This is a genomic window from Candidatus Kerfeldbacteria bacterium, assembly GCA_016214565.1.
GTDB lineage: Bacteria > Patescibacteriota > Patescibacteriia > UBA10025 > JAHIVO01 > JAXDBW01.
Window position 1 is genome coordinate 711,680 of sequence record JACROE010000002.1, and the last position, 12,728, is coordinate 724,407.

Here is a 12,728-nt window from a genome sequence, read left to right on the forward strand (position 1 = left end):
TTATCCATACGGGACGTGTACAAAAAGCAACCCCTCGATCCATAGTGGATGAGGGGTTGGTAAGAGATTGAGAAACATTACTTGAGCAGCAGCATTTTCTTCGTTTCGACCGCGTCCTCCGTACGCAGCCGGTAGAAGTAAATGCCGGAGGCCTGTTTGTCGGCTTCCCACACAATGGTGTGATCGCCAGCAGGCAGGTCGCCGTCGACAAGCTTGGCAACACGCTGACCCAGAATGTTGAAAACTTCCAGAGTCACATGCGAGGCATTCGGCAATGAATAGGAGATATTCGTCACCGGGTTGAAGGGATTGGGGTAGTTTTGGGAAAGAGAGAACGAAATGGGGAGTGATTCCGCATCGTCATCGACAGCACGCTTACCCATCGCAGAGAGGGCCGGATTGAAATTCCCTGCCACAATACCTCTGACATGATTGGTTATGCCGTAGGCGGTAGCTTCCCACCACCCCTCAGAGTAGTGATCCATCGTAAAGGATGATCCGGTAGACAGGAACATGTGGAACCTGACCCAGACTGTGCTGTAGGCGTAGGCCAACATCACGTCATCTAACCCGTCGCCATCGAAATCGCCGGCAGCAGCTTGTGCAACGTTAGTTGCTCCGTAGCTGCCCGGTGAAGTCCACCAACTGGCGTAATTAAACGCCGATCCGGTGGATTGCAGCACATGAAGACTGGTTGTAGTTGCGGCATCTGCGTGAGCAAACGCTACGTCACATTCGCCATCGTCGTTGAAATCGCCGCCAACAGCCTGAGTGACATCGTTAATGTTGTAGTTGGTATTGGTATACCACGACTGCAAGGCAAAGGCAGTGCCAGATGACACAAGGACGTGAGAGCGGAACTGGTACTGGCCGTTCACCAGACCATAATCGTAGAAAAACACTAAGTCGCACTTACCGTCGCCCGTATAGTCCCCGGCCACACAATGCCGAATGTTCTGGGCATTGTATGAGCCGGATGACGTCCACCATGACTGCAGGGAAAACGAGCTCCCTGTAGAGATGAGCACGTGCGTTCGCGTTTGATAGCGGTCCACGACATATCCGTAGTCATATACGAGAACCACATCGCACTTACCGTCGCCATTGAAATCTCCGGCTTCGGCATGCACCACGTTCAGGGCGTTGTAGCCGCCGCTGGCAGCCCACCAGGCATCCTCGAATGAAAAGGACCCGCCCGTCGAGAGCCAGACTTGGACTCGCGCTTTCGGAGTTCCGCTTATGATCTTGTTCTGCACGACAGCAATGTCGTCGAACGAGTCACCGTCGAAATCCCCGGACATAACGTGCTCAACGCTATCCCCAGGGTACTCCACGTTTGACCACCATCCGCCATCGCCTTGGTAGTTGAAGCCATCAGTGTTGGATAGCCACGTATGGACCCTGGTGTAGCTGGTGTAATCGTACACCGAAGCGAGATCGCACCAGTCGTTTTGGCCACCACCCATGCCACCGCCAGCCCCGTAATATATGACATTTGGATCACATGGGTTGAGAGCGATAAATACCGGGTCCCCGGATTCGAAGATACGGTGTAAATCGTCACCACTCTTGAAGTCTTGACACCAACGATCAAAATCATCCTGAAAGCGGTCGGTAGTCGCACAACCAAACTTACTTACACCGCCGTTAGCATCGTAGCGCGCCTTGATACTCCCATACAACCAATACGCTTCGTTAGTGGCACACTCATTGCCGCTCCAATTCTCTTGGTCGTACATGATCATTCCGGCGCCATCGGCACCTCCAGAAAAGTCCTGGATGAGGATGTTGCCTGAGAGAGTATGTACTCTACCATATGCAGCTGCGGGAGAAGTAACTGCATTACCGACGTCACGAGCCCCACCGTTTCTGTCATAGGCATCGGCGAAGAGATACGAATGTTGTCTTTCCCATACCTCACCGTCTGTCCAGCCTGGAGAACAACTAGTGTAGCAGTAAATTGAGCCATTCTGAATATATCCTTTCTGGAAGTCTTGTCTCCATACTCCAGAACCTTGAGCGGTTTCATATGAATTCGTTAGGGGCATGCCCAAACAAGAATTCGGGCCACCTTCTCCGGAAGGGCCGTCACACGAAGTGCTGTTGTAGCAGTCACCTGTTGGGCAACTCTTAGGTGGATTGAGATTGTCGAGATCGTCCTCAAGCTGATCCCAGATTTGCCACTTTTCCCACCCGACGACATAGGCGCGCCGAGCACCACCAAGTACGTCGTAGACGATAGCCGCATCATCTGGACCGTTCAAATATAGAGCACGGTAGCAATTCTTGGCAGTGTTGTCTGCACTGTAGAGATTGGCCGGATTCTCTTGATTGTAATAATGGTACCAGCCAATTTCGTACAATGCGCCGGCAGGCGTTGCTTCATCTCCGAATGCTTGATCAGGAGTTTGAGTCCAACCGTATGGATTGCGGTCGTTCAACCCGTTTTCCTTTCGGTATTCCACCGCATGACCAACAATGAACTCACTAGGAACATACCAGTTGTCCTGAGTACAGCCGTTGGCATCGTAGCCAGCATACACCCAACCACCAGCACAAGAGGTCCCGGTCTGATAGCTGCCCTTATGAATACCAAAATGAACGTGTTCTCCCCAATGGCCGTTGTAGTTGTAAGTCGCGACGAATCCTATGAGCTGACCTCTATGCACCTCCTGACCTGGGGATACTGCAAGTGTGCTGGCATACATATGTCCGGTGATAGAAGTCACATGTTCGGTTCCTGTGTAATGTTCGATGACTACAATACCACCATACCCGTAGCCTTGTTCGTCAGCAGATAGGCGAGCCTCCTTAACCTGTCCATTCGCACAAGCGAAGACGGGTGTACCAGCGGGCGCTGCCACATCTTCGCCCAGATGGTGTTCTGAAACGCAGGTGCCCCAGAAGTGGTTACAGCCTACACTCCACTTTGAAAGTGGGAATTGAAATGTTGTTGCATCCTGGTATGCGTGAGCATCCGATGCCATAGCCAAAATAGCGACCACGGCAATTGCAACCATGCAAGAAATTCGTGCACTCATGGCACTCCTCCTTAAGGTTTGAATGTTTTGTCAATGTTCTATTTGATGAACACTAACACTGACTTTGGTTTACTTGGATTTTGAAAACGAAGTCGCTACTGCCGAGAATTCTACATCAGCGGCGAGCGAGTTAAACACGTAGACAACAGTGTTCCTTGGGATGAGAACTTCTTCGAAGGCCAAACCTATTGTAGAATCATAGACAACTTTCGTGGCCGGAAGCCCGTCGATGACAAGCTGCTCGACTGATCGGACTTCTGTATATGGAGGGTCGGATTCGTTGATTGCATCTATTTCTTGCTCAATCGACCAGTCTTCTTTAACAGTTATAGCAGGCAACAGGGCCACATCAGATCGGTTTGTATCAAAGGCTATTTCGTATTGGTCATTTTCTTTCCCACCTTGTTGAGAAACCTGGTACGTCCATGTTTTCGGGTACTTAACGGTAAACCCGTACTCAATATTCTGATAGGTTAGCCAATCATTTGTCTCAACCACCAAATTGGTGTTTGACTCTGAATTACTATTCAATGCGGTGTTAATATTCCGATTAGCCTGCGCATTCACACTCTGATTTGATATTGAATTCCCGTTATTCGTATTTGTCCCGTTATCGCGGGCAAAGAGGAAGTACGCCCCGACGCCGATGACGACTATTGCCAAAACGAGAGCGACCCACATCCCGGTCTTTGATCCACCGGCTGCAGGCTGGTTTACGTTGTCCATATGAATTGTTGGATTAGCTAATCTTAGATATCCTTAGCCTCTCACACCCAGGATATCTGTCAATATCTCGCGCAAATGCGGATGATTCCCGCCAGGGGCACAAACTGTGGACAGAAGACGGTCTTGCCGGATTCGATCAGTTCGGGTAGGATACTCGTGCAGCGTGAACGACCTTCGAGAATCCCAATTTCCGAAATCAGTACCAGAGATACCCCAACGAAAGAGCAGGGATATTTTTTTACCCTAACCTTTCGGTTTTTCTTCGGGTTATCCCCAGGCCATTGCCTGAACCGGCAATTGAGGCATTTTCGCAAAGCGGGTACGCTGTCAAATGTCAGTCAAAACAAAAATCAAAAACAAAAATCATCAGTATGTCCCGCAGCCGCCTGGACAATTCATTCCCGAACCAGATTCGGAGGTACCGACACCATCGGTCCCTCCGGTTGCGGGACGTGGCCGACCTTTTGGAGTTGTCCTCCTGCAGCCCGATCTGGCACTGGGAACTTGGGCTGAGAACACCGAGTCTGGAATCAGCCCTGAAACTGTCCGCGCTGTTGCAGTGTCCGGTCGAGATTCTGTTTTCGCAGAAATTCAACGAGTTCAGGCACGAACTGTTCGAGCGGAAGAGAGAGTCGGGCAACCCAAAACTTTACTAATTAGTCTAACAAAAACAAACATATGCCACAGGCATCAATGCGCGGGCAGTCGGGCAACTCCGACGCCGCGAAACCGGTCCCGTTCGTACCCAGAAACGAACGCGAGGAACTTGCCCTCGAAGTCGCAAGAACGCTCCGCGAGGAGCACCGCCTGCCCATCTATCTGGAATTGTGCAAGACGCACTCCGTCGAGGCCATCCGCAGAAGCCTCGATGAAGTAAAGCGGGTGCCCGAATCCAAGATTCGGAAATCCAAAGCAGCCTTATTCACTTACCTTTTGAAGAAACATGCCCAAGAACAGAAATAGCATGCTGGCAATCGATCCCGGTACGAAGTACCTGGGCTATGCCGGATTCGTATCCGGGGAACTCTCGGACTACGGCGTGAAGTCGATCCGGCAAAACGAAGGCGTGAAGGGAATACTCCTGGACCTTGACCGCATTTTCAGGAGAATGCTGGATGAGAAGCGACCAGGCGAACTGGTTATCGAACGCAATGCGTTCTCCCAGATTCGCAGCAATGTCCGGCTGACGCTTGCCGTCACACACTTAAAGAATCTGGCAGAAAAGCGACGGATCCGGGTATTTGAAGTCGACCCCCGGACTGTCCGCAAGATCGTCTGCAAAGACGGCAATGCCACCAAGCGGGAAGTCGCCCGTACCTTAGCCATCCTGTACCCGGAACTCAAAGCCTATCTGGAATCCAACCGCCGCTGGCGGGTGGACTTCCACCAGAACGCCTTTGACGCAATAGCAGTCGGTCAGGCATTTCTCAAAATGAGCCGGACGTTTTCTGACCAACGGCCAAATTCATGAGGAACCCCCGAACCTTGAAAACCAGACGAACCCGCTCATTTGCGGGATTCGGGCGACAGCCCAAATGCGATATCTGCCGCCGCAAGATTGAGTACGGCAGTCTGTGCTACTACTGCCGTAAGAGACGAACTTCCTGAAGCAGGCACCGGCCTGACTACCGGTGCCTTAGGAAAGAGAGCCGCCCTGACTGGCGGCTCAAGGAGAAGATTAAGACGCCCCCGTTCGTCGGTCTGGCAGCGCTCCGTACTACTTTTCCCTTGTCGCAAACAGTCCTATGGGACTATTTTCTTACGTACAATTGTATTCCATGCAATTGTACGAGGGTAACACACTCTCCGCTATGGCGGACAGTGCATTACGCGGAAAAGTAGTTCGGGCTTGCCGCCCGACTGCGCCCTGCTCTCTTCGGTCTGGCCTTGGCTGCTTCCGTGTGCGTCTAATAACCGGCACGGAGGCGTGACAGGTATGTCAGCAGCCAAGGGACCGCCCAGACCTCGACTGCGTCGCGGCGAACAACTATTAAGAGATTCGCCGCTCCTTGGCCTCGCCCGTCAACTAACGCTGCGGTGCGGGCTTCGGCGACCAGGACGCAGTCGGGCGGCTCGAACCGCCAGCCGTTCAGTCATCGCCCTATTGGGCTCGACTTCTCGGGGCGGCCGTCCGGCTCTGCCGGACTTTCGGCCCCGACGAACGGGGGCGTGAAGAAGAGGAATATGGAAGGCCTGAAGGCCACTGAAGAATTTAGAAGAAGACACTATGAGCAAACCCAGCGACAAGACCAGACTCTCGCGATACCGTCCGGATCGCAAGGCATTCCCGGATTTCCAACCCAGCGAGCGCCACCAGCGCATTCTGCTGCTGGTGCACGCGCACAGGTTCTTAGATACCGAACTATTGTGGCACCTGTTGCGCGTGTCGGAGTCGGAGACTCCGGCGCAGGGGGTAAAATCCGGGTTCGGAATGGAAGCGCTGTACAAGGCACTGCAGAAGATGTTCAACGCAGGGTATCTGAACCGGCACTTTTTGTATGACGTGCCCATCGGCAGAGGTAAGGGTACACCGCCGACGGTGTACGGTCTGGGCACGAAGAGCGCACGGTTGTTGTCTGAAGTCTTAGGGTGTTCGCCGCGTGACATACAGGACATTGTAGAAGCGAACAAAGTGAAGACGCCGTTCTTGAGGCACGCGCTTGAGATTGCACGATTCAGAGTGACGCTGGAACTTGCGTGCATGGCAAGCGGGGGTGAAAAGAAGTTGCTGTTCTGGGAACAGGGACAAGGTTTGAAAGAAACGGTCACGGCGTTTGACGCACAAGGAAACGAGCGCAAGTTCTCAGTGTATCCGGACGCGATGTTCGCGCTCGAATTGGAAGGCAAAGGTCGTGCGTGTTATTTCCTGGAAATAGACAGGGGTACCATGCCGATCCGCGCAACAACGGAGAGACCAGACCTTATTGGAAAATTCATCGGCTATCGGAAATTCCGTGAGAAGAAGATGATGGAGCGGAAGTTTGGTTACCGCGTGCTCGCGGACGGAACGGTAGCGGGGCTTGCGATAAATGAGAGACCGTTCGACGACGTGGAGCCGCCGAGCGGCGTGAAGCCGATTCCGGGATTCAATGTGTTATTCGTCATGCCCGGCTCGATTGACGTTGAAGGGAAACCAAAGGGTCGTATCCGCAATTGCCTTGCGGAACTAATGGCGCTCGGGGCAGCTTACTCCACATCGTCACTCTTTTGGTTCACGCCGCCTGAGTCGTACACCATTGAAGAACCGAAATCAATTCTGAAGAATATCTGGATCACATCGAATGCGGGGCAGGGCTTGCAGAGTCTTGTCGAATAACGACGGCAAGGCGTGCAGACCCGGCCACACACATCCCGCCGGTCCGTGAAAGCGCCTTAGCTGCGCAGTGAGCGCGGAGACGAATGGTCGGTGCCATTGGTATCCGGTGGATGTACTTGCACCGATTTGGAGTACGTCATACGCGGGATGGTGGGGCCTCAATGAATTTCTGGACGAGGTGAAAGAAAGACGTTGACGAATCGAAATCTTCAATGTATAGATTGACTGTAGGTCTGTGATTGTAATCATCAAGAGCAACACAGAGTAAATGATTGAAACCCAAATTTAGAGGAGCTGTCGACGCCAAACTAATCGGCGACGACAGGTAAGCGCAGCTGGCGCTATAAAACAGCAGCCGCCAAGCAAGGAAGAAGCCGCCCCGAGGACTGAGTTGGGCAGCGCAGCAGTAGCTATTTGCGTCATTGGATTTCAATGAAAGGAATCCGTGATGTCAGTAGTGGCTTGCATGCGCCGAATCAATGGTTCGGGTTTCTTTGTGCGTGCTGTTGTTTTTTTGTGTCTGATCCGGATTGTCTCAACGGTCGTCCGGTTTGGGTTTCGAAGATTTCGACAGATGTCCGCCCCCCATCCATTGGTTCACTAGACATTCTCAATCTTGGCTGCTAAGCAGGAAATGGGATATCCAACGATTCCCACTGATTGATTAGCGCCAAAAAAAGACCCCACCCAAGAGTGAATCTCCACGAGAGACAAAACACTCAATAGGTGGGGGGAGCCGCTGAAAGCGCGGCAAAGAAAAGAAAAATAGGACTCTTGCATCGTAGCACGATGTTCGGTCCTATGCAAAGGTCCATACTTTTGATGAGTAGGAGGCCCTATGTGGCCATTACTGATTGGAATAGGCGCTGCGCTCATTGCGCAGGGCATCAGAGAAGGTGTCAAAGAACACCGAGAACAATCGAATCGTCAGCTTCCACCACCGCCTCCCCGCAGGCAGCTCCCGTCGCGCTCGCGACAGATGGCTTTACCTGACAAAAGGAGCGCATATCAGAACAGACGACTGCTCGAAATCGAGCAGCAGCTTGATGAACTGGAAGTAGAGGAATGAAGTGCAAACGAAATGTTTGCAAACCAAACAACACTAATCAAGAATGTGAGTGAAAACGCATATGTCAGAGAATTCAACCAATGACTCCGGCACCGGCAAAAAGCCGGATGACGGAATGGGCTCGGTTTTCGCCGTAGCAATGTTGGCGCTTGCTGTCTTTGGCGCATACAAGTTGTTCAAGGGCGAACCCGAACGCAAAACTTTGAGCGACATCCGCGAGGATGATTTTCTCAGGGATCTGTACGGGGAGGACTATCTCAAATGAACCTTCCAGTCATACAACACAACGACGGTAGAGAGTTCCTGAAAGGAGGCTCTCTGGTGATGCTCCGGGCCGAAGCCCTGGACTGCATCAAGAACGACATGCGGCTGACGCCGCAGCTTAAGGTTGCGGCCATCCGTGAGCTCGACTTCCTGCTTGAATACGAACGCCTGCGGCGCGTTCGCATAGCGCACCGCAAGTTCAGGGAGGAAGAGCGAGAACTTGTCTACCAGGCACTGATCCGGCGACAGGAAGTCGTGAATCTCATCCGATTGGCGCAGGCGCAAACCGCCCGCGCCATCGAAGAGATCAAGCGGGACATTGCTCACTGGCGCATCGAAGTGAAAGTGCAGTTGCAGCGCCTTCGCCCAAAGGACGAGGTCCTGAAGCAGGCACGGAATGAAATCCTGAAACTGAAACTAAAACACCGGTTGGAGCAAATGCGTGAGCAGGAGCTCCATCGCAGCCTCGAAGAACAAACGCTGAAACGCGCTGCTCTAATGGGAAAGGTCCAGAGGGATTTCCCCGATCTTGCTGAGGAGCTAGTTGAGCGTTATGACCAGATGGCGTATCAGTCATCAGGAGGGAGTCAGTCATGAGTAACGTGCTGACACTTGGCAATAACGCCCTAACAGGCGAGCGCATTCAGCTTGAATTGAGGGATATCTTTTCTCATTGGGCAATAATCGGAGGGTCCGGCCGGGGAAAGAGTCGCCTCTTGGCCGCGATACTCATGTTCTGCATGCTTCATCACGTGCCGGTTATCGTGCTCGATCCGGGTGAAGAACTATACCGCTGGGGTGTTTCCTATGCAGCGGCGGCTTCACACCTGTCGCGCCTCTGCTGCATCGACCTTAATGACCAGCAGTATTCCTTTGGGTTCGACTGGAAGAAAGGTTACGGAGTATCTTCCGTAACTTTGTTTGATCTAATCTACAAAGCGATTTGCAAGGTGTACGGCCAGTCAGATTCGACAGTTGCGCCACTCACGGAAACGTGGATGCGGAACACATTGGTGCCGTTGATAGAAAATCCGCAGGCAACGCTTGCGGAAATGCTCGAGTTCGCCTCACCCTCACACTCGCTGCTCCGTGCGGCTATTCTTCGGAATATCCAGAACGATTACATTCGCCGCGAATGGGAATCTTTTGAGTCACTGAAACGCTACGAACGGGAGCAATTGGTCATGGCCGTGCATAACCGCGCGGCCAAGCTGACTATTCCAAATGAGGCACGGCGGATGCTGGGACAACTCAATCCGGCATTCGATCTGGCGCGAGCCATCGAGGAGCGCAAAGTGATTCTCGTCAATCTTGCACCAACGAGGGTTTCGCGGGAATTGCAGCGCACGTTCGCCATCACGCTTATCAACCAGGTGGTGAACTATGCCTACCGTCGCTCACCGAAAGAGCGGAAGCGCGGAGTGCTGGTGCTGTGCGACGAAGCGTCTGAGTACGCTTCCGACGATTTGCCGCTGGCACTCGACAAACTAAGGAAGTTCGGCGTCTATTTCGTCTTGAGTTATCAAACGTTAGCCCAGGCCGAGAAGATTCCCGGATACCTTGACTCGCTTTTTACAAACACCGATGTGAAGATCGCCTTCAGGACTTCACGTCGGGACGCCGAGGAATTAGTCGGCGAGATGTTTCCAGACGGTCTTACCAAACGGGAAGTGAAGGATGAAATCATCCGCACCGCCTGGGATCCGAAGGAATCACGACGCACGGTCAAATCCTATGGGCGAGCGCACGGCAGAAGCAGCACGAGCGGGGAATCGTCGAGCTCCGGCCATTCATCCGGTTTGGGCGGCGGGCTTGCCTGGTCGCACTCTCAGCCGTTGGACGGAGACCATCCGTATTCAGGTTCGCAGTCTTATGGCTGGAATAATTCGCGCTTCGAGGCAACCATGGACTCGGATTCCAGCATCAGCGCGGAGTCAGAGTCCGAGAGCGAATCCGAGTCTGAGGCCATTGTGCCGTTCTATGAGTTCCTTGCCCGCAATGAAGTATCCAGCCGGACGTTCTATTCGGTTTCTGAATTGCGCGAGCGGTTCATCAGCTGGTTCTTGCTGCAGCCCAGGCGGCATGCACAGGTGAAAATCGGAGATCGTTCGACGGTACCGATGATTACCACTTATGTGCCGGACGTGCGGGTTCGGGAGAAGGACCTGCAAAAAGCCATCATGCGGTCGAACCTGAAGTACGCACTTCCGGTAGCTGAAGTCGACCGGCAGATTGAACAGCGTCGAACGCTCTTACTCCAGGGCGCGGAGCAGGAACTGCAGCGGGAAACCGAAGCAGTCGAAGTTTCGCGCTGGCACTAAAGGAGGCGGACTCATGGACAATGATCGTTTTATGACAAAGCAGGAGGTAGCTGATCTTTTGCACTTAAGCCCTTTTACCATTGACCAATGGGTGTCGAAGAGAAGGAACCTCCCTTATGTGAAGATTGGGCGCAAGGTCATGTTCTACGAAAGCGACATACGGGAATACTTACGTCGTCAGACCGTTGTGCCTGAAAGTTCAACAACGGCATTACCTGCCGAAGGAAGAAAGTCATGATTGGTGATGCATATGACACAACTCGTGGATGCACAGGAACTGGCGCGCCGCCTGGGCGTGCCCGTTTCCTGGATATACGACCGGACCCGCAAAGGCGGGCCGGACCGGTTGCCGTTTTTGAAAGTCGGGAAATACGTGCGGTTCTCCGAGGCGGAAGTCCTTGAGCATCTGCGCGCTAAGGCCGTGCTCGAATCAAACGGCGAAGGTGATTGACTTACCGTCCGCGCTCCTAGTATGGTGCGGACATGTATCAGTCACTTGCAATCACAGCCAGTGGCACGGCGCACGCCGTGCTACTGGTACAATTCGAAATCGTATCACTTGCCAGACAGAAAGGAGGTGAAAACAATTTGGCACAAGGAAGCATCGTCAAGAAATCCGGCTCCTGGTACGCGGTCTACCGCGTGGCGGGAAAACAGAAGTGGGAAAAGGCCGGTCCGACCAAACGATTGGCGGAACACCTGTTGACGAAGCGTATCAGCGAACTGCACGCTGGCATCATTCCGGTCGAGACTAAGATTCTTTTCCGGGAATTTGCCGAGAAGTGGCTGGCTGATTACGCCAAGATATCAGTGAAGCCGTCGACCTATTCGAGCTACTGCGACATCTTCCGTCTGCACCTGACGCCGCACCTGGGGCACTTGCTGCTCTCTCGCGTTGCGCCAGTCTGCATTCAGGTGCTCGTGGCGCGGAAGCTGGAGGATGGACTTTCTCCGAAATCAGTAGTCAATATGCTGGTTCCGTTAAAGGAGATGTACCGGCACGCGCGGGAATGGGGGTATGTTCAGCATGACCCCACGCTTGCGGTGAAACGGCCCCGGATCGAACACGAAGAAATGGACTTTCTAACTCACGCCGAGATTCGGAAGTTTCTGGAAGCGGTTCGACCCGAATTCCACACCCTGTTCTTAACCGCAATCCTGACCGGCATGCGCCGGGGGGAACTGCTGGCGCTCAAATGGGGTGACATTGACTGGCAGTCAGGGCAAATCTGCGTCAGGAGATCGCTCTATAAGGGCAGTTTCGTGTCGCCGAAGTCCAGGAACGGCGTTCGCCGCATCATCATGTCGGATGTACTGGCCGGAAATCTGGAATACGACCGCCGCCTGGCGAATCCGGAACACGAGCTGGTTTTTTGCACTCCAGAAGGGAAACCTCTGGATGCCGACAATCTCGTGAAACGCGAATTCCATCCGGCACTGGAGCGGGCGGGAATCAGACGAATACGCTTCCATGACCTGAGGCATACTTTCGCGTCGCTCTTAATTGCCAACGGTGAGGATATCAAGTTCGTGCAGTCTATGCTGGGACACGCATCGGCGACAACCACGCTGGACCGGTACGGACACCTCTTCCCCGGAACGCAACGGGACGCTTCGCGACGCCTGGACAATGCGGTCTTTCCGACGGCTGTTAGAAAACTGTTAGAAAGCACCGAATCCGAGGAGTCCGGGACTCCACGTTCATCGATTCAAGTGCTTGAGAATTGAGAGCTTGATTTGGTGGCGGGGGCAGGATTTGAACCTGCGACCTTCGGGTTATGAGCCAGTTCTGATTCCATAACACGGGACAACAAGGGACACCAAAAGACAAGAACGGCAATTAGTTGCCGGGATTCGTCATTCTCCTTGTTGTCCCGTTCTTCATGCTGTTTTGGTTACTCTTGTTAGAAAGCTGTTAGAAAGAAGCGGTATCCCGCGATATGCGGGATGCACTCTAATCCCACCCATCGCACCCCGAAAACACCTTCACC

General features: G+C 53.1%; 13 protein-coding genes. 9 read left to right on the forward strand and 4 right to left on the reverse strand.

Annotated elements, in window-relative coordinates:
• Positions 1-77 precede the first annotated feature (77 nt).
• Positions 78-3,020, reverse strand: a complete 2,943-nt coding sequence (locus tag HZC01_03455; protein ID MBI5037728.1) for a VCBS repeat-containing protein — start codon at positions 3,018-3,020, stop codon at positions 78-80.
• A gap of 90 nt (positions 3,021-3,110) precedes the next feature.
• Entirely contained in the window at positions 3,111-3,767 is a 657-nt protein-coding gene (locus HZC01_03460; protein MBI5037729.1) for a hypothetical protein, read from the reverse strand.
• 678 nt (positions 3,768-4,445) lie between these two features.
• Here HZC01_03460 and HZC01_03465 point away from each other — a divergent pair.
• Both HZC01_03465 and HZC01_03470 read left to right on the forward strand, forming a co-directional pair.
• On the forward strand, positions 4,446-4,730 hold the full coding sequence (locus HZC01_03465) for a hypothetical protein (protein MBI5037730.1): 285 nt from the start codon (positions 4,446-4,448) through the stop codon (positions 4,728-4,730).
• 1 nt (position 4,731) lies between these two features.
• Complete coding sequence (locus tag HZC01_03470; protein ID MBI5037731.1) at positions 4,732-5,238, forward strand: crossover junction endodeoxyribonuclease RuvC; 507 nt, start codon at positions 4,732-4,734, stop codon at positions 5,236-5,238.
• Positions 5,239-5,273: 35 nt separating this feature from the next.
• On the opposite strand, the gene HZC01_03475 is transcribed toward HZC01_03470, so the two are convergent.
• Complete coding sequence (locus tag HZC01_03475) at positions 5,274-5,504, reverse strand: hypothetical protein (protein ID MBI5037732.1); 231 nt, start codon at positions 5,502-5,504, stop codon at positions 5,274-5,276.
• Between the two features lie 490 nt (positions 5,505-5,994).
• Between HZC01_03475 and HZC01_03480 the strand changes: the two genes are divergently transcribed.
• Positions 5,995-7,083: a replication-relaxation family protein gene (locus tag HZC01_03480; GenBank protein MBI5037733.1), complete on the forward strand. Its 1,089-nt coding sequence runs from the start codon at positions 5,995-5,997 to the stop codon at positions 7,081-7,083.
• 899 nt (positions 7,084-7,982) lie between these two features.
• Here HZC01_03480 and HZC01_03485 read toward each other — a convergent pair.
• Positions 7,983-8,159, reverse strand: coding sequence for a hypothetical protein (locus tag HZC01_03485; protein ID MBI5037734.1), 177 nt, complete (start codon positions 8,157-8,159; stop codon positions 7,983-7,985).
• 54 nt (positions 8,160-8,213) lie between these two features.
• Between HZC01_03485 and HZC01_03490 the strand changes: the two genes are divergently transcribed.
• The 6 genes from HZC01_03490 to HZC01_03515 are packed head-to-tail and all read left to right on the forward strand — an operon-like array spanning position 8,214 to position 12,465.
• Positions 8,214-8,417 (forward strand): hypothetical protein, encoded by a 204-nt coding sequence (locus tag HZC01_03490; GenBank protein ID MBI5037735.1) that lies wholly within the window; start codon positions 8,214-8,216, stop codon positions 8,415-8,417.
• Entirely contained in the window at positions 8,414-9,013 is a 600-nt protein-coding gene (locus HZC01_03495; GenBank protein MBI5037736.1) for a hypothetical protein, read from the forward strand. The genes HZC01_03490 and HZC01_03495 overlap by 4 nt, the downstream gene beginning before the upstream one ends.
• Positions 9,010-10,737, forward strand: coding sequence for a type IV secretion system DNA-binding domain-containing protein (locus HZC01_03500; protein MBI5037737.1), 1,728 nt, complete (start codon positions 9,010-9,012; stop codon positions 10,735-10,737). The genes HZC01_03495 and HZC01_03500 overlap by 4 nt, the downstream gene beginning before the upstream one ends.
• Positions 10,738-10,750: 13 nt before the next feature.
• Entirely contained in the window at positions 10,751-10,975 is a 225-nt protein-coding gene (locus tag HZC01_03505; protein MBI5037738.1) for a helix-turn-helix domain-containing protein, read from the forward strand.
• 24 nt (positions 10,976-10,999) lie between these two features.
• A complete protein-coding gene (locus tag HZC01_03510; protein MBI5037739.1) occupies positions 11,000-11,188 on the forward strand; it encodes a helix-turn-helix domain-containing protein in 189 nt (62 codons plus the stop codon).
• 32 nt (positions 11,189-11,220) lie between these two features.
• Positions 11,221-12,465, forward strand: coding sequence for a site-specific integrase (locus HZC01_03515; GenBank protein ID MBI5037740.1), 1,245 nt, complete (start codon positions 11,221-11,223; stop codon positions 12,463-12,465).
• Positions 12,466-12,728 lie beyond the last annotated feature (263 nt).